The following is a 21,145-nucleotide window of genomic DNA, read 5'->3' as shown; positions in this document are numbered from 1 at the left end:
AGAAGGTATCGCTAACCCAGGGAAGGGGATCGGATTGAAAGCCAGGGAATTCGAGCAATATCAAACCACCGACATATTGAGCAAAGGTCGTAACACACAAGCCATGAACGCTATCAGCCGTGAAGAATTCAACGCCAGGATCGAGACCATCGAGGCAAGGATGGATGCTCGGGTAGAGCGAGTGCACGCCGATATCAGAGAGTTCCTTTGCTCGCAGGCAGAGCGAGACAAGGCTAATGAGCGCATCCAGTGTGAGCGAGATAAACGCTACGACTCGATGATTCAAGGCATTGCCATCGAGTCCAAAGAGGCGCTCAAAAAGGCGGGTTCCGTAAATGCCAACGTCTGGATGGCAACGGCTGTGCATCTGTTTGGTGTGGTCAGCATCGTCGTAGGTGGCTATTTCGCCAGTCAGGCCAACCTGTATGCAGCGATACAAACAACCTTGGCGGCGGTTCAGGCGGGCAAAGATGTCGGTGCTGCCAAGCCTGCCGAGTTGCCATCATCGGTGTTGCCAAAATAAAAAAACGGCCTTCAATCGAAGGCCGTTTTTGTTGGCTTTGGAAACCCATGCCTCATGGCATTTGCGGCAGCTCTTGCGGACGCAGGTCAAACACCAGGACTTCGGCATCCACGCCATTGCTCAGGGTCAATGCCTGTTCCTCGCGAACCCGCACGCCGTCACCTTCCTGCAGCAACTGGCCATTGAGTTCAACACTGCCGCGAGCGACATGCACGTAGGCGTAACGGTTGGTGGACAGTTTCAGGGTGGCGCTTTCCTTGCCGTCGAACAACCCGGCGTAAACCCGCGCATCCTGGCGCACTGTCAGCGAACCATCGCTGCCGTCCGGCGAGATGATCAGTTGCAGACGGCCGCGTTTTTTTTGCGCACTGAAGTGCTCCTGCTGATAGCGCGGTTTGGCGCCGCTGATCTCCGGCACAATCCAGATTTGCAAAAAGTGCACGGGCTTGCTGGCCGAATGGTTGAACTCGCTGTGCGCCACGCCGCTGCCGGCACTCATCAGTTGTACGTCGCCAGGGCGGATCACAGAGCCGGTGCCCAACGTGTCTTTATGTTCCAGCGCACCTTCGAGCACGTAGGAAAAGATCTCCATGTCGCGATGCGGGTGCTGGCCGAAACCTTTTCCGGCGGCAACGCGGTCATCGTTGATCACCAGCAGGTCGGAAAAACCCTGTTCACGTGGGTCGCGGTAGCTGGCAAAGGAAAAGGTGTGGAACGACTTCAACCAGCCATGATTGGCGAGGCCACGATCGGAGGCTTTGCGAAGAGTCAGCATGATGAAATCTCCTGTGGGGACGTGAATTCGTCCGAGTGAGGAGAAGGTTAATGTTTACTCTTCGGGGTAATAAGTAGATGGAAATTGAAATACTGTCCCTTTCTGGTTGACAGTTGTGTGCGCTTGATCACGTATTTTTTTCCGACGATTGTGTCGCAGTTGGCCATAATGCTCAGCCAGTCTTGTCCGTCCATTTTTCATTATCAGTGATGTGTACCCCATGAAAACCGTGGCCATGGTGTTATTCCCCGACTTTCTGCTGCTCGACATGGCCGGGCCGCTGGAAGTGTTTTCGGTGGCCAATCGCTATTTGAAACCGGAGTCGCACTATCAGCTGACGACCCTTGGCACCGAGCGCGGGCCGTTGCGTGCGTCCAACGGTGTGCTGGTACACACCGACCGGCATATCGAACAAGCCCTTGAGCGCTACGATTTGCTGCTGGTGCCAGGAGGGCCGGGGGCTTACAACGAAAAACACCCGGCGTTGCTGGCCTGGCTGAAAGCGGCCGTGCCCTGTACCGAGCGATATGGTTCGATCTGCACTGGCGCCTTCGTGCTCGGCCATGCCGGGTTGCTCGACGGCTATCGGGTGACCACTCATTGGAACTACACCGAACGCCTGATCAAGGCATTTCCAAAGGCGAGCGTCGCCACCGACCAGATTTTCATTGAGGATCGCAATCTGATCACCTCTGGCGGGGTCACGGCCGGCATCGACCTGGCGCTGGCGCTGGTGGCGCAGGATCACGGCAAGAAGTTGGCCCAGGACGTCGCCAAAGTGCTGCTTGTCGTGATGAAACGTCAAGGTGGACAGGCGCAGTTCAGCCCCTTGATGGCGGCGGTGGCGCCTCAGGAAACACCGATCACCCGAGTACAGAATTACGTCCTGGACCATCTCGACGAAGTGTTCAGTGTCGAGCGCATGGCAGGATTGGCCAACATGAGTGCACGGCACTTCGCGCGGACGTTTGTCCGCGACATCAATATGACGCCGATGGAGTTCCTGCAAAGTGCGCGTATCGACTGCGCACGAAATCTTTTGGAAACCACTGACCTGCCTTTGAAAACCGTGGCCTACAAGAGTGGTTTTGGCAGCGTTCGGCACATGCGTCTGTTGTTCGCGGAAAAACTTGGCCTTACGCCTGTGCAATACCGCGAACAGTTCAGCTAGAGCGGTTCTGTCCGTTGTGCGCACCCGGATGTCCGTGCTGCGCCCTGTGTGAAGGTTGTGCCGTCATCGCAGGCTGCCAAGATAGTTGGCATGAACAGCCTCAACGATTTGCACTCGGCGTCAGTCCTGTATTTCGGCCCTTACGCCTTTCATTTGCGCCAACGGCTGATCCTCGACGGGGATCGGCAACTGCGCATGGGCGGGCGTGCGCTGGACATTCTGCAGGTGCTGGTCGAGCGTGCAGGCCGAGTGGTCAGAAAGGAAGAGTTGATTGCACGGGTCTGGCCCACTTCGGTGGTCGAAGAGATCAATCTTCGCGTCCACATTGCCGCCCTGCGGCGGGCGCTCGGTGACGGTGAGAACGGCCAGCGCTACATCGTCAATGTGCCGCAATGTGGCTACAGCTTCGTTGCTCCGGTGCACGGCGACAATTTCGAGCACGTGACCCTGGAACACCTGCAAGCGCCACAACACAACTTGCCTGTGCGGCTGACGCCGGTGACCGGTCGCGATTCAGTGGTGGGCTCGATGGTGCGGCAATTGCCACTGTGCCGATTGATGACCGTGACGGGGCCTGCGGGTGTCGGCAAAACCACGGTGGCGTTGCGTGCTGCAGAGTTGCTGTTACAGCATTTTCGCGACGGGGTCTGGCTGGTGGACCTGGCGGTAGTCAACGACGCCACGCCACTGCTCGATTATCTGTTGCACACCCTCGAAACCGATCTCGTCACGCTGGCAGCGCGTCACAGCTTACTGGTGCTGGATAACTGCGAGCATCTGCGTGAAGCCTGCAAGGCTCTGGTTGAACGTTTACTGGAGGCCGCGCCACGGTTGTCGATTCTTGCGACCAGTCGCGAAGCATTGCAGGCCAGTCTGGAGACCGTGCAAACCCTGCCGCCACTGGCCATTCCCAAGTCCTCAGCGTTGGGCAGTGTCGAAGAGACCATGAGCTATTCGGCCGTGCAATTGTTTGTCAGTCGTGCCAGAGCCCGGCAGCAGGGTTTTACCCTGCGTGAACAGGATCTCAATGCTGTGCGCGACATCTGTCGGCGGCTCGATGGGCTGCCACTGGCGATTGAACTGGCGGCGGCGCACATTGATGCGCTGGCGTTGGTCGGCTTGCAGTCTCAACTCGACAATTGTTTGCAGCTGCTCAGCCATGGTCGGCGTACTGCCGTGCCACGCCATCAAACCCTGAAAGCCGCGCTGGACTGGAGCTATCAGCACCTGAGTGAGCAGGAACAGCGGGTGCTGCAACGCCTGTCGGTCTTCAAAACGGCGTTTGCCATTGATGCGGCGATGGGCGTCATCAGTTGCGCGCTATTACCCCCGTCGACGTTGGCCCTGATGATTGATCGGTTGGCGCAGAAGTCTTTGCTGGCGGTGGAGCGGGGCAGTGCCGGGTTGCGCTATCGCATGCTCAACACCACCCGTCGTTACGCCCGCGAACAACTGGAACGCAGCGGTGAATACAACGAGTACGAGCGTCGGCATGCGCGGTTCGTCAGCCGCAGTCGTTGGGTGTCAGGCTCGCAGTTGGCGGCTCAACTCGTCGAGTAACCAGCGCACCTTGCGCAAGTCCGGGGTGGCGTAGCCCTCAGTGAAGCGTTGATAGATCGGGCTCAATAATTCCAGCGCTTCGCGGTAGCGGTTCTGCCGTTGCCACAACTGCGCCAGCGAAGTGGCGCTGCGCAGTTCCCAGGCCAGGGCGCCTTGGGTTTGCGCAATCGACAGTGCCTGGAGCAAGACCTTTTCGGCTTGCCGGGTGTTGCTGTCGGGGCAAGCCGAATCTTTAATCAACATCTGATCGGCCCGAGCCCGCAGAATCTCCGCCGTGCTCCAGCCTGCAGCTCCGTTGTGTGCCCGCTCTAGCAACGCGTCATCAACAAAACTGCTGTCCAGGGTGACCATGATTTCCCTGATCAGGCCGCTGTCTTCGGTCGCTATCGGCACGGCGGCATCGGCGTCGAGAACCTGCGCGTACTGGCATGCCCAGCGATAGAACAGCAATACGGAATGCTTCTGCGCCTGCTCCAGCAACAGCTGCAGCAAAGCACGGGCGTTTTGCGGGTCACCGTTGTAATGAGCAATCAGGCAACTGGCCAGCGCCAGGGTGTAGCAGATCGAGGTGCCGTGGTTTATTTGCACGGCGATGTCCAGTGCCTGCCTGGCCGTACGCCAGGCCTGTTCAGGGAAACCTTGCAGCCACAACACCCGGGCCAGCACCGTCAGCGAGGCGACGCTCTGGTCGTACTGCACGCCGAAGCCATGAGTGAAACGGTTGGGATTGCCGTTTTGCGCCATGTGCTGAATCACTTGCTCGGCATGCAGGCGTGCCTGCTGCTGGTCGCCGGCGTAATGCAGTGCCAACACCCGCAGGCGATGTGTGCTCAGCGACAGCTGCGGGTCGCCGTGCAGGCCGAGTCGATCAAACTGCTCGCTCTGTTCCAGCGCCGACCGATAGTGGCCACAGCTGAGGTTGACCGCCATGTGCCCGGACACCGCACGCAGTTGGCCAGCCACGTCGTCGTACTTTTGCGCCAGCGCATGGGCATCGACGAATGCGGCGATGGTTTCCGGGGTACCACCCCAGGTGTGGTAGCAGGCGCTGCCGAGCGCCAGTTTCAGCGCGATCTTCACCCGAGGGCAAGGTTCGGCAGCGTTTTCCAGCAGGGCCAGCGCCTGACGCACGTAACCGCCGTATTCCTTGAGCAGCGACAACTCTTGCCACAGGGGCGCCGAGGTCGCGGCCAGATAAATCCCCACATCATTGGGGCCTGCACCGTTCAGACTCCAGTCGAGCGCCGCGCGCAGGTCTTCCAGACCGCGTGCGTAGCGTTCGATCCACAGGGCGGTTGAGGTCGTTTCCCAATCGGTCTGCGCCTGATACATCAGCGCCAGACAACGTTCAGCGTGGCGTTCGCGGGTTTCGGCGAGTTCGGCGCCTTGCTCGAGTTTTTCCAGGGCATAGCGGCGCGTGGTGTCGAGCAACCGATAGAACACTTCCTCGTCACCGACTTCGACGTTGAGCAACGATTTGGCGACCAGTTGTGTGATCGAACCGAACACCTCGCCGGGCTGGATGTGCTGTCCACCGATCACCGCAGCGGCGGACTCCAGCGTGAAGCCCCCCCGAAACACGCCGAGCCGGCGCAGGCAGGTCTGTTCGCAATCGGTCAGCAGGTTGAAGCTCCAGTCCAGCGTGGCACGCAGCGTCTGGTGGCGTTCCACGCTGCTCTGATTGCCGGTCGCCAATACCGGCAGACGCCCTTGCAACTGGCTGAGCAAACCCTGCAGGCCGAGTTCTCCAACCTGCGCCGCCGCCAGCTCCAGCGCCAGCGGAATGCCGTCCAGACGCCGACAGATTTCAAGCGCATCGGGCAACTCGGCGTCGCTCAATTCGAAGCCCTCGTGCGCGGCCAGGGCGCGTTCGGCAAACAGTTGCAGTGCCGAAAAACTCAACGCCTGCGCACGATCAAGCACGGCAATCGGCGGCGGGTAATCGAGGGATTCGAGACGTTGCACATACTCGCCTTCGGCACGCAGGCTCTCGCGGCTGGTGGCCAGAATGTGAACCTGCGGCGCACCGCGCAAAATGCTCTCGCTGAGCAGTGCCATGGCGTCGATCAGGTGTTCGCAGTTGTCGATCACCAGCAGCATCTGGCGCTCGCGCAGCGCATTGACGAGGTGGGTCAGCGGATCGTTGTCATGCGGCACCACGTCCAGCAGGGCCGCCAAGTGCGAGCAGATCATTCGTGCGTCGTTGATCGGCGAAAGATCCAGCAGCCGGATACCGTCCCGATAGTGGCCGATCATCTGCTCGGCAACGCGCAGGGCCACGGTGGTTTTGCCGATGCCGCCGGGGCCGACCAGCGTGATGCAGCGCTGGCGTGGCAACTGCCTGATCAGGCTGTCGACCAGCGGCTGGCGGCCGATCATTCGCGTGCGGCGCAGTGGCAGGTTATGCCGGGTGCCGGTCTCTGCGCAGGTGTGCTGTTCGATCGATTGCAGCCTGATCGGTGCGACAAAGCTGTAGCCGCGCTGCGCCACCGTGACGATGTATCGCTGCCCGCCCTGACCATCGCCCAGGGCTTTGCGCAACGCCGCCATGTGCACCCGCAGATTGATGTCTTCGACGACGCTGTCCGGCCACACGCCGGCAATCAGTTGCTGCTTGCTCACGACATCGCCGGCATGCGCCAGCAGGATCAGCAGAATATCCATGGCACGTCGGCCCAGGCGTAACGGCTGCTCGCCCTCAAGCAGCAGCCGTTTGCCGGGCTGAATCCGATAGGGGCCGAAACCGAGGGCCTGATTCGGGGGAAGACTCAACAGCTCACTCCTGCGAAATTTTTATAATCCTGCCCACGGCGTGTGAAGCCTCCGTGAAGGGCAGTGCGGATCAGCGTCAGCGGCACGCAAGCCTTCTAATCCGCAGTTTTGCCGACATATTCCGCAGGTTCTGGCGTCAGTGCAACGTGCAGATTGCCGGCAATGCTCGAAAGTGATGCAGCGATCGGCATTTTTGCCCGCTGCAATGTTCAGACCAGCGCTTTGTCTCGCGGACAATTAACAACGATTAACTCGTCTGTGTTCGCTTCAAGCCCAAAAATCCGATGAAGCAGGCCTGGACCTGACGGCTGCAATGGAGTGCACGCGTGCGGAGGACGGCGCAATGAGCAACGTGGTGGTGGTCTATCACAGCGGCTATGGCCACACTCGCGTCATGGCAGAAGCCGTGGCGCAGGGCGTCGAACGGCACTTGGGCAGTACCTGCCGGTTGGTGGCGGTAGAAGAGGTCGAGTTCTATTGGGATGAGTTGCACCGCGCCGACGCGATCATTTTCGGTGCGCCGACTTACATGGGCAGCGCGTCGGCGGGCTTCAAGCATTTCATGGAGGCCAGCGCGGCGTTCTATCTGGCAAAACCATGGCGCAACAAGGTTGCCGCCGGGTTCACCAATTCCGGAAGCCTGTGCGGGGACAAGCTCAATACATTGCTGCAAATGGCGGTGTTCGCCGCGCAGCATTCGATGATCTGGGTGGGTCTCGACCTGCTCCCGGCGCGCTCGGTGGCGGGCTGCTTCGATGGTCAGTTGAATCGTCTGGGCAGCGCGCTCGGGGCCATGTCCCAATCCAATGTCGAACAGCCCCCCGAGCAGGCGCCGCCGCTCGAAGACCGGCGCACGGCGGCACACCTGGGCGAGCGGGTGGCGCAAGTGGCGCAGCGGTTGAGGCAGCAATGAAGCGCAGGGAAATGAGCTTGGCGCGCGACAGCGTCTAGACCGCCAGGCGTATGCCGACAGGCGCGGCCGACGCTGGTGGCTTTTCGGCCTTCATGCCCGGCACCTCACGACACCGCCAGGCGAAAGGGCTGATCCCTTCGCTGCGGGTGAAGATATGGCAGAAATGTGCCTGATCGCAGAAGCCACATTCCAGGCTGATCTGCGTCAGGCTCAAGTGGGTGAGCCGGATCAACTGCTTGGCACGAGCGATGCGCTGGGTGCGGATCCAGTCCTGTGGCGAGAGTCCGGTACTGCATTTGAACGCCCGGGAAAAATGACTGCGTGACAAAGAACAGGCCTCTGCCAGTTCGGTGACTTCCAGGCTTTCACCCAGGCGGTCGAGGATCAACTGTTTGGCCCGCCGTTCGCGTTGCGGACTGAGGCCGCCGATGCGCGGTGTGCGGGATTCGCTGGAGGGGGCGAGGGCGACTGTTTGTTGTAAGTGAGCCATGGCCAATGTCCGTGTCGGGGGGGTAACGCACGCTCGGCACGTTTCCCTCTGGTCAAAAAAACAATGTTTCGCAGAGGGTTTCATTGTTGGACGGGGCCGGAAGACTGACGAGTTAAACGTTGTTAATTGCGCCGCAAAACTTTGAACTCAGCACATCGCTGCAAGTCGTCGCCATCGACAAACACTTCCAATGGCTGCCGGTGAAATACGGCCCATACAAACGCGCGGCCAACGTACCGTTGATCAAGTAAAGTACGGCGCTACCGCACCCGACTGAACACGACTTCTCAAGCAAGGAACACGAGCCCATGAACCGTAACGATCTGCGTCGCGTCGACATGAACCTGCTGGTGATTTTCGAAGCGCTGATGTTCGAAAAGAACCTGACCCGCGTCGCCGAAAAACTGTTCATGGGCCAACCGGCGGTGAGTGCCGCGCTGGGGCGTTTGCGCGACCTGTTCGATGATCCGTTGCTGCTGCGCAACGGCCGCAGCATGGAGCCGACCGCCCGCGCGCTGGCGATTCTGCAGGAGCTGCAACCGGCGATGGATGTGATCTCCGGCGCGGTCAGCCGGGCCAAGGAGTTCGACCCGGCCAGCAGTTGCGATGTGTTCCGCATCGGCCTGTCGGACGACGCCGAGTTCGGTCTGTTTCCGCCGCTGCTGCGACAGCTTCAGCAGGAAGCACCGGGGATTGTCGTGGTGGTACGCCGTGCCAATTATCTGTTGATGCCGGCGCTGCTGGCGTCCGGGGAAATCTCGGTCGGCGTCAGTTACACCACCGATCTGCCGGCTAACGCCAAGCGCAAGAAACTGCGCGACATTCCCTGCAAAGTGCTACGCGGCGATGATCGCCCGGGGCCGCTGACGCTGGACGAATACTGCGAGCGCCCGCACGCAATGGTGTCGTTCTCCGGCGACCTGAGCGGCAACATTGACCTGGACCTGGCCAAGGTTGGCCGGCGTCGGCGCGTGGTGCTCGGCGTGCCGCAGTTCAGCGGTTTGCGTGCGTTGCTCGCCGGCACTGAAATGATTGCTACCGTGCCGGACTATGCCGCGTGTGCGCTGGTCGAAGGCTGCGCCTTGCGCGCTGAAAATCCACCGTTCCCGATCGACGCCGCACAACTCTCGATGGCCTGGAGCGGGGTGCACGACAACGACCCGGCCGAGCGCTGGCTGCGCTCGCGGATCAGCCAGTTCATGGCGGCGCCGCTGGATATTCCGCATTCCTGACGCGCCAAATTTCCCTGTGGGAGCGGGCTTGCTCGCGAAAGCGGTGTGTCATTCAACAATGATGCTGGCTGACCGGACGCCACTGTCGGATCGCCGCCCGCACCAGGCTCGCTCGCACAGGAATCCGACTCGCCTGAAAGAGAGCACATCCATTCAATTTTCCCTCGCCCGCACCGAGCATGATTCAACCCGATAAGGATTTAAGGGTAGGGTCATGAGCGCATCACAACACGATGAACAGGCACAGGATATCGGTCTGCTGTTTCTGCGGGTCAGCGGCGGATTGTTTCTGCTGTGGGTGCACGGTTTGCCCAAGCTGCTGGACTTCAACGCGCAATTGCAGCAGATCGAAGATCCGTTCCACCTCGGCGCGCACCTCACACTCTGCCTGGCGATTTTCGCTGAAGTTCTTTGCCCTCTACTGATCGTCGCCGGGGTGCTGGCGCGATTGGCCTGCTTGCCTATTCTTTTTGTTCTGCTGGTGGCGCTGCTGGTCGTGCACCCGCAATGGAGTGTGGCCGAGGGGCAGTTCGGCTGGTTGCTGTTGATTCTTTTCACCACTGTATTGATCGCCGGGCCTGGACGGCTGGCAATTCCTGTTCGTTTGCCCGGAGTGCTGCGTTATGCCTGAAGTCCTTAATCAACAAGCACCGGGGGCCGATGAGACTGTCACGTTGATCATCAAGCACTCGGTCAAGGCCGGTTTCGAATCAGCGTATGAAGCGTGGCTGCGCAACATCGTGCGCGTTGCCGGGCAGCGCGAAGGGCATCTGGGTGTGGACGTGGTGCGCGGCAAGCGCGGGCGTCTGGATTTTTACACCTGCGTGCTGCGCTTCAGCTCCACCGAGGCCATGCAGGGTTGGCTGGAATCCTCCGAGCGTCAGGCGCTGGTCGCCGAGGCTGCGCCGATGTTGGCCGACGGTGATCAGACTGAAGTCGCCCCGGTCAACGAGTTCTGGTTCTCCCCGCTGGCCGATGCCGCTTCGCCGCCGCCGCGCTGGAAGCAGGCCGTGGTTTCGCTGCTGGTGATTCTGCCGCACACCCTGCTGGTGCCGCTGATCTGGGGGCCGCTGCTGGCGCTGCATCCGCTTCTGTCCAACTACGTGGTCGCCACGTTCCTGATCACCCTGACCATCGTCCTCTCGGTGGTGTACGTGGTAATGCCGCCTGTCACCCGATTGTTCACCCCGTGGCTGGAAGCCAGCCAGGCCCATGAACACCTCGATTCCCAAGAAACCTCGCCGCGTTGAGCGGGGTTAGCTTCTTTTCACTTTTGCTTGAGGAACTGCGATGAGCGCCGATCTGATTTTATTCAATGGCCAATTTCATACCGTAGACCGGGAAAAACCACTGGCCAGCGCCGTGGCAATCAAGGACGGCCGCTTCGTTGCCGTCGGTAACGATGCCGAGGCCATGGCCCTCAAGGGCAGCGCCACGCAAGTGGTCGACATGAAAGGCCGCTGCGTCATTCCTGGCCTCAACGACTCGCACCTGCACCTGATCCGTGGCGGCCTCAACTACAACCTCGAACTGCGTTGGGAAGGCGTACCGTCGCTGGCCGATGCGTTGCGCATGCTCAAGGAGCAGGCCGACCGTACGCCGACTCCGCAATGGGTGCGCGTGGTTGGTGGCTGGAACGAATTCCAGTTCGCCGAAAAACGCATGCCGACTCTTGAGGAACTCAACCAGGCCGCACCGGACACTCCGGTATTCGTCCTGCACCTGTACGACCGCGCGCTGCTCAACCGCGCCGCACTGCGCGTTGCCGGTTACACCCGCGACACGCCGAACCCACCGGGTGGCGAGATCGTGCGCGATGCCAACGGCAACCCGACCGGCATGCTGGTGGCAAAACCCAATGCGATGATTCTGTACTCGACGCTGGCCAAGGGGCCGAAGCTGCCGCTGGACTATCAGGTCAACTCGACCCGGCAGTTCATGCGCGAACTCAATCGCCTCGGCCTGACCAGCGCGATCGATGCCGGCGGTGGTTTCCAGAACTATCCAGATGACTATCAGGTGATCGAGCAACTGGCCAAGGATGATCAGTTGACCGTGCGCATCGCCTACAACCTGTTCACCCAGAAGCCCAAAGAAGAGCTGACTGATTTCCAGAACTGGACCAGCAGCGTCAAGTTGCACCAGGGCGACGATTACCTGCGGCACAACGGCGCTGGCGAGATGCTGGTGTTCTCCGCCGCCGACTTCGAAGACTTTCTCGAACCGCGCCCGGACCTGCCGCAGACCATGGAGCAGGAGCTGGAACCGGTGGTGCGCCATCTGGTCGAGCAGCGCTGGCCGTTCCGTCTGCACGCCACTTACAACGAATCGATCAGCCGCATGCTCGACGTGTTCGAGAAGGTCAATCGCGATATTCCGTTCAACGGTCTGCCGTGGTTCTTCGACCACGCCGAAACCATCACACCGCAGAACATTGAGCGGGTGAGGGCGCTGGGCGGCGGCATTGCGATTCAGGATCGCATGGCGTTCCAGGGCGAATACTTCGTCGACCGTTACGGCGCGAAAGCCGCCGAAGCCACGCCGCCGATCAAACGCATGCTCGCCGAAGGCGTGCCGGTCGGCGCCGGCACCGACGCCACGCGGGTTTCCAGCTACAACCCGTGGACGTCGCTGTACTGGATGGTCAGCGGACGCACCGTCGGTGGTCTGGCCTTGTACGAAGAAGGTCTGCCACGCACTACCGCACTGGAACTGTTCACCCACGGCAGCGCCTGGTTCTCGTCGGAACAGGGCAAGAAGGGCCAGATCAAGGTCGGGCAACTGGCGGATCTGGCGGCGCTGAGCGCGGACTTCTTCCATGTCGAGGAAGAAGCGATCAAGTGGATCGAGTCGGTATTGACCGTGGTCGGCGGCAAGATCGTTTACGCCGCCGGCGATTTCGAAGACCTCGGCCCACGCTCGATCCCTGTGCTGCCGGACTGGTCGCCGGTGGTCAAGGTGCCGGGCCACTGGCGCCCGAACTCGCCGTTGCAGGCGCAAGTGCACCAGTGCGTCGGTGCCTGCGCAGTGCACGCGCACAGCCATGAAAAAGCCCGACTGTCGAACGCACCGGTCAGCGACTTCGCCGGTTTCTGGGGCGCGTTCGGCTGTTCCTGTTTCGCTTTCTGATCACTACAAAAAAGCGCCGGCCATCCGGTCGGCGCCTCACGCAACAACCATCCACCGAGGAGTTTCCCATGAGCGTTCCCTACAAGCGTCTGAACAAAGATGATGCGGTCGTGCTGCTGGTCGACCACCAGACCGGTCTGATCTCGCTGGTACAGGATTTCACCCCTAACGAGTTCAAGAACAACGTGCTGGCGCTGGGCGACATCGCCAAGTTCTTCAAGCTGCCGACCATCCTCACCACCAGTTTCGATGCCGGCCCGAACGGCCCGATCGTGCCTGAGCTACGCGAGCAATTCCCCGATGCACCGTTCATTCAGCGCCCTGGCCAGATCAATGCCTGGGACAACGAAGACTTCGTCAAAGCGATCAAGGCCACCGGCCGCAAGCAACTGATCATCGCCGGTGTGGTGACGGACGTTTGCGTGGCATTCCCGACCCTGTCGGCCATTGCTGAAGGCTTCGAAGTGTTCGTGGTCACCGATTCTTCCGGCACCTTCAACACCACCGTGCAACAAGCCGCGTGGGCGCGCATGTCGGCCGCCGGTGCACACCTGCTGAACTGGTTCTCGGTAGCGTGCGAGCTGCAAGGTGACTGGCGCAACGACATGGAAGGCCTGGCGCATCTGCTGTCCGAACGCCTGCCGAACTACCGCAACCTGATCAACAGCTACACCAAGTTCACGGCCAAGTGATTGCTTGAACTGAAAGTGCCCGCTTGATTGCGGGCATTTTCATGTGCAGTAAAAAAGAGGCGCAACCCACCACCTCCTGTGGCGAGGGAGCTTGCTCCCGCTGGTCTGCGCAGCAGTCCCCGAAATCTGTGAGCGCTGCGCACTCAAGCGGGAGCAAGCTCCCTCGCCACAAGGTATGGCGTCCACCTGTTTGTCAGGGCTAGCGCTTTTGCAACCAGCCGAGAAACCCACCCTTGCGCACCGCCACCGGTTTGGCCATCAACGCCAGCCGGCTGTTCTGCTGTCGCACGGCCTGCAATTTGTTCAGCGCCTGGCCGACTTCGCTGCGCTGCTCCATGCATTGGCGGGTCAGCGCTTTGTCGAGGCGATAGATGATGCTCGACGTCAGCGCGGTGAACGTGGCTTGCGACGGGGTATCGGCGAGGATGCTCTGTTCGCCCATGACCTCACTCGGCCCCATGCGTCCGGCTTCGGTCTGGCCGTTGCCATCGGGCACGGTCGCACTGACCACACCAGTGGCGATGACAAACAGACTGTCGGGCACTTCATCCAGCCCCAGCACCACCTGACCAGCCGCGTACTGCTGCGCGACCATCGATTCGGCGAGGCGATCACGTTCTTCATGGCTCAGCGAGCGAAAGACTTTCACTTCATCGAGCAATGCGCGGGCGCGGGTCGAGGGTTCGATCACGCCATCGGGATGGCGGGAAATTCCTGCGGCTTCGAGATGCCGATGGGCGAGGTCGAACAGTTGATTGCGCACTTCGCCTTTCTTGCTCAGCTCACTGATGAAGCCGCTGGCGACGTACTCCGACATCTCCTCACCGGCCTCTTTCAACACGGCTTTGGGCGGCGGATTGAGCAGCAGACTGCTGCTGCCTTGCAGGGTGCGGTCGAGGGCGTCGAGCACCCGCCGCGGGCGAATGTGATTCGGCACCTTGATGCTGATCGACACCCCGTGCAGGTTGGTCGGGCGACTGAGATTGACGATCTTCGCCTTGGCCGCCACCGAGTTCGGCACCACGGCCAGGGTTCCGCTGCTGGTCAACAGATGCGTGGCGCGCCAGTCGATGTCGATGACCTTGCCCTCGACACCGTCGATCACCACGAAATCGTCGACCTGATACGGCTTGGTGGTGTTGAGCACGATTCCCGAGAACACGTCGCTCAAGGTGCTTTGCAACGCCAGACCGACGACGATCGCCACCACCCCGGAAGTCGCCAGCAAGCCCTTGACCGGCAGTTCCAGCACATAGCCGGCGGCCGCGACGATCGCCGCCAGAAACACCAGCGCGCCGATCACGTCCTGCAACAGCCGACCGCTGTGGCCGATGCGTCGCATCAGTGCCAGACCGATCACCTCAGTGAGCACCCGCGCGGCGTACAGCCACCAGACAATCCCCAACGCCGTTGCGCCCAGTTGCATCACCCGGTCATCGGCGAACAGCGGCGCCTGCAACGGGCTGATCTCGGCGTTGATGATCAGTGCGCTGAACGCCAGAAACAGCGCCAGGCGAATGCCGACTCTCGGTGCGCGATGCTGAAACGGCGCGAGGTGCCAGAGCAGCGCATCGAGCAGCAGCAGGGCGGCGCTCCAGGACAGTGGATGGGTGAGGAGGATGGACATGGCGATCTCCGGAACTGCATGAACATTGGTGTTGAAGAGGCTTTTGTGGTGAGGGGATTCATCCCCGATGGACTGCGCAGCAGTCCCCTGCCTTTCTGGTTAGCGGCGGGGCCGCTTCGCAACCCATCGGGGATGAATCCCCTCACCACAAGGGTTCCTGCAGACAAAAAACTCGCCACACCGTCAGGTGTGGCGAGTGAGGGGGTCTCAGTTCAGATGCGTCTTCAGCTCAGCCGCGGCCTGGCGCACGGCCGCTTTCACTTCGGGAATCTGGCTCAGTGGGTTGAGCAAGCCAAAGTCATGAATCATCCCGTTGTAACGCACCGACGTCACCGGCACACCGGCCGCATCCAGATGCCGCGCATAGCCTTCGCCCTCATCACGCAACACGTCGAACTCGGCGGTCTGCACCAGCGCGGCGGGCAGGCCCTTGAGCTGTTCGCTGCTGGCGTTCAGTGGCGAGGCGTGGATCTGTGCGCGCTCGGCCGGGTTGGTGGTGTAGTTGTCCCAGAACCATTGCATCATGCCCTTGGTGAGGAAGTGGCCCTCGGCGAATTGCTGGTACGAGCCGTCGTCGAACTGCGCGTTGGTCACCGGCCACATCAGCAACTGGAAGCGCAGGGCCGGGCTCTGCTTTTCTTTGGCCATCAGCGCCACGACCGCCGCCATGTTGCCGCCGACGCTGTTGCCGGCCACCGCCAGACGCTTGCCGTCGACGCCAATGTCCTTGCCATGCTCTGCCACCCATTTGGTCGCCGCGTAGGCCTGGTTGATCGCTGTCGGGTACTGCGCTTCCGGCGACGGCGTGTAATCGACGTACACCGCGACCGCTCCAGAACCGACCACCAGATCGCGAATCAAGCGTTGGTGCGTCGGGTAATCGCCCAACACCCAACCGCCGCCGTGGAAGAACATGAACACCGGCAATTCACCTTTGACCTTGGCCGGACGCACCACTTTGAGGTTGATCGTCTGGCCATCGACCTTGATTGCCTTGTCACTGACTTCAACTCCGGACAGGTCAACCTTTACCGAGGCCTGAGCGCCGGTCAGCACTGCACGGGCATCCTTCGGGCTGAGTTGCTCCAGCGGTTTGCCGCCGCCGGCGGCGAGGGCTTCGAGAAACGCCTGGGTGTTGTGTTCGACACCCGGGCTGCCGGCGGCGAACGCGTTGCCGATGGACAGGGCGAGGAGGGATGCGGTCAGGGTCTTTTTGATGTTCATGCTCAATTCCATTTTCGAAAGTTATTGGTGTTGTGTCGGGCTGTTTTCAAACCGTGAGCACAGATTAATGAGCTGTCGAAAAGTGAAAAAGCGGCTATAAAGCGTTTGACTGTCTACCAGAGAGTGACAATGAACCCGTTCGAAGACATGCGTATTTTTTGCCAGGTCATGGACTCCGGCAGTTTCACTGCTGCGGCCGATCAGTTGGGCCTGTCCAAGCAGTTCGTCAGCCGCCGTTTGATGCAGCTCGAAGAGCGCCTCGGTGTGCGGCTGTTGAACCGTTCCACCCGACGCCTAGACGTCACGCCACTGGGCCAGAGCTACTACGAATCGGCGCTGCGTCTGCTGGGCGAAGTGGAACAGGTCGAGCAGGGCATCGCCGGGCAGACTGCCGAGCCACGCGGAACCATTCGCGTCAGTGCACCGCTGTCGTTTGCCGTGGCGCATCTGGGCTGTCTGCTGCCGCTGTTTCTGCAGCGCTATCGCGATGTCACCGTGGAGGTGGATTTGAGCGACCGCCCGGTGGACCTGCTTGGCGAAGGTTATGACCTGGCGCTGCGCATTGGTGTGCTGGAAGACTCGACGTTGATTGCGCGGCGCATCGCCGCCATCGAACGGGTGTACTGCGCCAGCCCGGCATATCTGGCCGAACGCGGCACGCCGCTCAATCCCGAAGACCTGCACAGCCACGACTGCCTGCCGTACGGCCATGGTCGTTCGGTGCAATGGCGCTTCAATGCGGGGCAGGGCAAGCCGCTGCTGGTCAATGTCACCGGACGCATGCGGGTGAACAATGGCGAGCTGTTGCGCGATGCGGCGGTGCAGGGGATGGGGATCACCTATCTGCCGACGTTCATCGTCGGCGCGGCGCTGAAGGACGGGCGACTGCTGCCAGTGCTCGACGACTACCGCCCCGAACCGCTGACCCTGTCGGCGGTGTACCCGCAACACCGCCAGGCTTCGCGCCCGGTGCAGGCACTGGTCGAATTCCTGCGCGAACGCCTCAACCAGATGTGACCACGCCAAAAGTGTGGGAGCGGGCTTGCTCGCGAAGAGGTCGTGTCAGTCGATGAAGATGTTGGCCGGACCGACGTCTTCGCGAGCAAGCCCGCTCCCACAGGTTGTGCGACGTGTGCAAATCTTGTGGGAGCTTTTTGCAGCGATGAGGCCCGGTCGCAAAAAGCTCTACGAAGCCGCCGCATTACCCCCTGTGGGAGCGGGCTTGCTCGCGAAAGCGTCCTGTCAGCCAACATCTCCGTTGCCTGACTCACCGCCTTCGCGAGCAAGCCCGCTCCCACAGTGGAACGGCGGTGCGGCTTACAAAGTCGCAACAACCGTACTGATCGGGCTGTTCTAGACTCGGGTCCGCTCAATCACGAGCATCGCCCGGAGTGCGCCATGGAAGTGCCCAACAATAAAACCGCCATCGACAGCAATCGACAGGCGTGGAACGATTCTGCTCGTCATCACCGTGAGTCGGCGGAATGGCAAGCGCTGTTGAACGACGTATCAAAGGCTGATTTCTCCTGCCTCGATGACACCTTGCGCGGTCTGCTGGAACAGGTCGGCGTCGATGGCAAAGCGCTGATTCAACTCGGTTGCAACAATGGTCGCGAAAGCCTGTCGCTGTTCGCCATCGGTGCGCGCAGTGTGGTCGGCGTCGATCAATCGGAGGCGTTTCTCGAACAGGCCCGTGAGTTGAACCAGCGCTCGCCGTACAACGCCGAATTCATCGAAAGCGATATCCATCACCTGCCGACTGCGCTGCACAGCCGCTTCGACGTGGCGCTGATCACCATCGGCGTGCTGAACTGGATGCCCGACATCGGCGAGTTCTTTCGCCACGTGGCGTTGACCCTGAAGCCGGGCGGCAAACTGGTGATCTACGAAACCCATCCGTTTCTGGAAATGGTCGACCCCGACGCCGAAGACCCGTACCGCCTCGCCAGCTCCTACTTCCGCGCCGAGCCATTCGTGCAGGAAGAACCGATCGTCTACGTCGGCAAGGTCGAGCAGCAGGCTGCCAAGTCCTACTGGTTCGTACACACCCTCGGCGCGATCTTCAGCGGCGCCATCGCGGCCGGGCTGAACATCGCGCACTTCAAGGAGTATGCGCACTCGAATCGGGAGGAGGTGTATGACCAGTATCTGAATCGCGAGGCGCAGATGCCGTTGTGCTTCACCTTGGTCGCTCGCAAAACCTGAGAATTTGTTGCTCCATCTGGCCTCATCGTGAGCAGGCTCACTCCTACACGTGATCGGTGTCGTACACAAATCCACTGTGGGAGCGAGCCTGCTCGCGATGGCGGCCAAATGGCCGCCATGCCTCTAACGATTGATCACGCCTGCGCCGCCGCACTCACCACCGGCCGCCCAGGTTTGCGCAGGGGGTCCAGGCGTGAGCCGTCATAGCGGCTTTCGCGGTAGAAGCGCCAGCGGCCGAACAGGCCGTAGACGTGGGTGACGCGGCCCTGTTCGTGGTAGCCCATGCGGATGTGCAGTTTCAGCGCCGGGATGTTGTGAGTTTCGCAGACATCGACGACTTTGTCGCAACCCTGGGCAGCCATGGCTTCCCAGAGGGCGACTTGCACGTCCACCGACAGACTGGTGCCGAAATACGGGCGGGCCATTTCGCCACCGAATTCGAAGAACTCGCCGGGTTTGACCGGGAACCAGCAGCCGTAATAGTGGCGGTCGTAGTAGTCGCGCATGCTGCCCCAGATGAACGCCACCGCGTGGCCGTCGGCATCCAGGTACATGTGCCCGGTGTGGCCCTCGGCGGCGAGTTCGGCCATGGTCTCGACGCGGTCGCCGAAGTGTTTGGCGAAGGCCCCGGTGTTGAGCTGGGTGATATCGACTTTGCGCAACCCTTCGTACGGGCGCAGCTTGTGCGGTGGCACCGGGGAGACCAGATCGCGCTCCATCCACAGCAGCTCCCAGTGGAAGAACACGTAGCGTTTCCACAGGGTGGCGAAGAGACGGCCGAGGCCCTTTTGACGAATGCGTTCGTGCAGTTTTTCGATAACACTCATGTTGCCCTCCGTGGCCGAAGCCCGGTGTGGTGGATGTTGCTGTTGTGGGGATGAATCAATCGAGTGCCGCGGCACCGCGTAAAAAATCCTTGTGCAGATCGGCATAGGACACCCGTGGCACACCCGGCAGCCGCTGCTCCAGCACGTGGCTCAGGGATTCTCCGGGATTGAGGTAGGCATCACCGAAATCGCTGCCAAGCTGATTCGGGTGGGCAACGACTTCCAGCACACCTTCGCTCGGCGCGGGGTCGTTACGCAGATCCACCGGCGTGCACACGTAGTCCGCCGTGGCTCCGGCCAGACTCTGCAAGCGCCAATTGAGCAGACCTTTGAATACGCGTTTCGGCAGACTGAGGTTCTGCCCCAGGTTGCGCGCCAGGCGAATCGGCACGCCTTGCCGGGCAGCAAAACGGGCGACGATTTCACCAATCGGCCAGATGTTGTGCACGTGCTGATGTGAGTCGATGTGGCTCGGCCGAACGCCATGTTCAACACAACGCTGCCACTGCGCCTGCAACTCTTCATGCACCGCGTCGCGATCCTCACGTCCGAGCCACAGGCTGTGCCGTGGCAGGCTCAGGTCGAATACGCCGTGGCTATCGCAGAAGGTGCGACTGCGCAGGATCGAGGTGCTCAGCGGCCGCCCGTAGGTCAGGTTGAAATGCAACCCGACCCGACCTTGCAGCGACGGATGCCGGGCCATCGTGCAGGCCGCTTCGAAGGCCGGCATGTTGGCCATGGCCGTGGCCGAGCTGATGACCCCGGCCTGAAACGCGGCGAAGATCGTCGCGTTTTCGTTCGGGCTCAAACCGAAATCGTCAGCGTTGACTATGACTTGGCGAGGCATGATCGCCCTCCGTGGTGATGACGACAGGTGTGGGCGCCGATGCCGGTCTGGCCGCACGTCGCGCGCGCCATTGCTGCACCGTCGGTTTCAAGCGCTGCCAGAGCCGCAACCCCAGCCCCAGCAACATCCCGCTGGGGCGCCAGGAATAGAAACTCCAGCGCCAGTGTTCCAGTTGTCCGGTCATGCGTTCGTGCAGTTGGTGGCTGGAGTTTTTCAGGCTGACCCGCGAGGCATCGATCCAGCGCCAATGCTCATCCAGCCCCCAGCGAATCCATTCCTCCAGCAGCACCCGGCCGCTGCCCAGATCGGCGTATTGCGGCAGGAACGCGAGGTTGTAATCGTAGAGTCGGCCCTGCTCCAGCAAGCCGAGGCGATAGCTGATGCAACGCCCGTTGAGTTCCAGCGTCACCACCCGCACCAGGCCCTGGCCGGCGAGGGCGGTGAAGGCGCGTTCGATCCATTGCCGACTGCGCTCGCTGGCGAAGATCCCCACGCCTTCGTCACCTTTCCAGCTCACCGCTTCGACTTCGCTGATCGCCCGCAACAGCGGACCCATGCTCAGCGCGTCGGGGCTGATGCGCCGCACCTGGGCGCCACACGCGGCAATCCGTTTGCGCGCCCGCCGCAGCTTGTAGCGCGGGTCGCCGGAGACCTCCTGGTGATCCGCGTCGCTGATCAGATGCACCGGCACCCGGCAACTGAGGCGGCGTTCGCCCGCAGAACTGTGGGCCATCCATTCGGTCAGGGCGCTTTCCTCACCCGCCGGCTCGGACAATTCGTTGAGTTGCAACAGGGCGTGCGGCAGCTGTCGGCGGATCAGGTGCAAGGCTTCGCGCATGTCTTCGCCCTTGAGCAATGACAGCAGCGCCAGCCGGTCCGCCAGCGGATATCCCAAGTGGTGCAGTACACGAAACGGCACGCCGGCAAAGCGCTCACGGCCCGCTACCAGCGGCAGGCACAGGCGCAATTCGTCCGCTTCCCAACCGAGCAGGATGTGCAGGCGCTCACCCGCGCCCAGTGCCTGCTCCGCCGCGCACAACCAGCCCAGGTGGTTGAACGGCGTGTGATCCGTCACCTGCAGGCGCAGCGCTTCATAGGCGGCTGCCGGGAAGTCGGCGGCGCACAGTGAAGTGCGCCATTCGAATCGCGCCGTCATAG

20 protein-coding genes are annotated in these 21,145 nt (G+C 61.3%); 12 read left to right on the top strand and 8 right to left on the bottom strand.

What is annotated here, in order from left to right; translation table 11 throughout:
• Nucleotides 1-34 precede the first annotated feature (34 nt).
• A complete protein-coding gene (locus V3W27_RS15760) occupies nt 35-523 on the top strand; it encodes a hypothetical protein (protein WP_247269509.1) in 489 nt (162 codons plus the stop codon).
• A 52-nt stretch (nt 524-575) separates the two neighbouring features.
• On the opposite strand, the gene V3W27_RS15755 is transcribed toward V3W27_RS15760, so the two are convergent.
• Complete coding sequence (locus tag V3W27_RS15755; RefSeq protein WP_330207016.1) at nt 576-1,298, bottom strand: pirin family protein; 723 nt, start codon at nt 1,296-1,298, stop codon at nt 576-578.
• A gap of 220 nt (nt 1,299-1,518) precedes the next feature.
• Here V3W27_RS15755 and V3W27_RS15750 point away from each other — a divergent pair, with 220 nt between their 5' ends.
• Together V3W27_RS15750 and V3W27_RS15745 are read left to right on the top strand one after the other, a co-directional pair.
• Nucleotides 1,519-2,469 carry a GlxA family transcriptional regulator gene (locus V3W27_RS15750; RefSeq protein ID WP_330207015.1) on the top strand — a complete coding sequence of 317 codons (951 nt, stop codon included), beginning with the start codon at nt 1,519-1,521 and terminating at the stop codon, nt 2,467-2,469.
• Between the two features lie 90 nt (nt 2,470-2,559).
• Nucleotides 2,560-4,029, top strand: a complete 1,470-nt coding sequence (locus V3W27_RS15745) for an ATP-binding protein (RefSeq protein ID WP_330207014.1) — start codon at nt 2,560-2,562, stop codon at nt 4,027-4,029.
• Here the strand turns inward: V3W27_RS15745 and V3W27_RS15740 are convergent.
• Nucleotides 3,994-6,801, bottom strand: a complete 2,808-nt coding sequence (locus tag V3W27_RS15740) for an ATP-binding protein (protein ID WP_330207013.1) — start codon at nt 6,799-6,801, stop codon at nt 3,994-3,996. The genes V3W27_RS15745 and V3W27_RS15740 overlap by 36 nt on opposite strands.
• Nucleotides 6,802-7,144: 343 nt before the next feature.
• Here V3W27_RS15740 and V3W27_RS15735 point away from each other — a divergent pair, with 343 nt between their 5' ends.
• Nucleotides 7,145-7,714 (top strand): flavodoxin family protein, encoded by a 570-nt coding sequence (locus tag V3W27_RS15735; RefSeq protein ID WP_027611586.1) that lies wholly within the window; start codon nt 7,145-7,147, stop codon nt 7,712-7,714.
• Between the two features lie 34 nt (nt 7,715-7,748).
• Here the strand turns inward: V3W27_RS15735 and V3W27_RS15730 are convergent, their stop codons facing one another.
• Nucleotides 7,749-8,204: a helix-turn-helix domain-containing protein gene (locus V3W27_RS15730; RefSeq protein WP_027611587.1), complete on the bottom strand. Its 456-nt coding sequence runs from the start codon at nt 8,202-8,204 to the stop codon at nt 7,749-7,751.
• A 119-nt stretch (nt 8,205-8,323) separates the two neighbouring features.
• Between V3W27_RS15730 and V3W27_RS15725 the strand changes: the two genes are divergently transcribed.
• The 6 genes from V3W27_RS15725 to ycaC all read left to right on the top strand — a co-directional run bounded on the left by V3W27_RS15725 (nt 8,324) and on the right by ycaC (nt 13,257).
• Complete coding sequence (locus V3W27_RS15725) at nt 8,324-8,455, top strand: hypothetical protein (RefSeq protein ID WP_330207012.1); 132 nt, start codon at nt 8,324-8,326, stop codon at nt 8,453-8,455.
• Between the two features lie 57 nt (nt 8,456-8,512).
• Nucleotides 8,513-9,436 (top strand): LysR family transcriptional regulator, encoded by a 924-nt coding sequence (locus tag V3W27_RS15720; protein ID WP_330207011.1) that lies wholly within the window; start codon nt 8,513-8,515, stop codon nt 9,434-9,436.
• A 214-nt stretch (nt 9,437-9,650) separates the two neighbouring features.
• The gene (locus V3W27_RS15715) at nt 9,651-10,067 is read left to right on the top strand and encodes a DoxX family protein (RefSeq protein WP_330207010.1); all 417 of its coding nucleotides are present in this window, start codon (nt 9,651-9,653) and stop codon (nt 10,065-10,067) included.
• Entirely contained in the window at nt 10,060-10,686 is a 627-nt protein-coding gene (locus tag V3W27_RS15710; protein ID WP_027611590.1) for an antibiotic biosynthesis monooxygenase, read from the top strand. The genes V3W27_RS15715 and V3W27_RS15710 overlap by 8 nt, the downstream gene beginning before the upstream one ends.
• 40 nt (nt 10,687-10,726) lie before the next feature.
• Complete coding sequence (locus V3W27_RS15705; RefSeq protein ID WP_330207009.1) at nt 10,727-12,565, top strand: amidohydrolase; 1,839 nt, start codon at nt 10,727-10,729, stop codon at nt 12,563-12,565.
• A 68-nt stretch (nt 12,566-12,633) separates the two neighbouring features.
• Nucleotides 12,634-13,257 carry an isochorismate family cysteine hydrolase YcaC gene (ycaC, locus tag V3W27_RS15700; protein WP_007961287.1) on the top strand — a complete coding sequence of 208 codons (624 nt, stop codon included), beginning with the start codon at nt 12,634-12,636 and terminating at the stop codon, nt 13,255-13,257.
• Nucleotides 13,258-13,456: 199 nt separating this feature from the next.
• Here the strand turns inward: ycaC and V3W27_RS15695 are convergent, their stop codons facing one another.
• Together V3W27_RS15695 and V3W27_RS15690 are read right to left on the bottom strand one after the other, a co-directional pair.
• A complete protein-coding gene (locus V3W27_RS15695) occupies nt 13,457-14,884 on the bottom strand; it encodes a mechanosensitive ion channel family protein (protein WP_027611592.1) in 1,428 nt (475 codons plus the stop codon).
• Between the two features lie 207 nt (nt 14,885-15,091).
• Nucleotides 15,092-16,108, bottom strand: a complete 1,017-nt coding sequence (locus V3W27_RS15690) for an alpha/beta hydrolase (protein ID WP_097088731.1) — start codon at nt 16,106-16,108, stop codon at nt 15,092-15,094.
• A 129-nt stretch (nt 16,109-16,237) separates the two neighbouring features.
• Here V3W27_RS15690 and V3W27_RS15685 point away from each other — a divergent pair, with 129 nt between their 5' ends.
• Both V3W27_RS15685 and V3W27_RS15680 read left to right on the top strand, forming a co-directional pair.
• Nucleotides 16,238-17,125, top strand: coding sequence for a LysR family transcriptional regulator (locus tag V3W27_RS15685; protein WP_095136678.1), 888 nt, complete (start codon nt 16,238-16,240; stop codon nt 17,123-17,125).
• 381 nt (nt 17,126-17,506) lie between these two features.
• On the top strand, nt 17,507-18,313 hold the full coding sequence (locus tag V3W27_RS15680; protein ID WP_330207008.1) for a class I SAM-dependent methyltransferase: 807 nt from the start codon (nt 17,507-17,509) through the stop codon (nt 18,311-18,313).
• A 134-nt stretch (nt 18,314-18,447) separates the two neighbouring features.
• Here V3W27_RS15680 and V3W27_RS15675 read toward each other — a convergent pair whose 3' ends face one another.
• The 3 genes from V3W27_RS15675 to V3W27_RS15665 are packed head-to-tail and all read right to left on the bottom strand — an operon-like array spanning nt 18,448 to nt 21,143.
• A complete protein-coding gene (locus V3W27_RS15675; protein WP_330207007.1) occupies nt 18,448-19,140 on the bottom strand; it encodes a GNAT family N-acetyltransferase in 693 nt (230 codons plus the stop codon).
• A gap of 55 nt (nt 19,141-19,195) precedes the next feature.
• On the bottom strand, nt 19,196-19,987 hold the full coding sequence (locus V3W27_RS15670; protein ID WP_330207006.1) for a ChbG/HpnK family deacetylase: 792 nt from the start codon (nt 19,985-19,987) through the stop codon (nt 19,196-19,198).
• A complete protein-coding gene (locus tag V3W27_RS15665) occupies nt 19,959-21,143 on the bottom strand; it encodes a GNAT family N-acetyltransferase (protein ID WP_097088739.1) in 1,185 nt (394 codons plus the stop codon). Before V3W27_RS15665 ends, V3W27_RS15670 begins: the two co-directional genes overlap by 29 nt.
• Nucleotides 21,144-21,145: the final 2 nt, after the last annotated feature.

The organism is Pseudomonas sp. AM14(2022) (assembly GCF_036346455.1).
Lineage (GTDB): Bacteria > Pseudomonadota > Gammaproteobacteria > Pseudomonadales > Pseudomonadaceae > Aquipseudomonas > Aquipseudomonas putida_A.
This window is presented reverse-complemented; position numbering and strand designations above follow the sequence as displayed.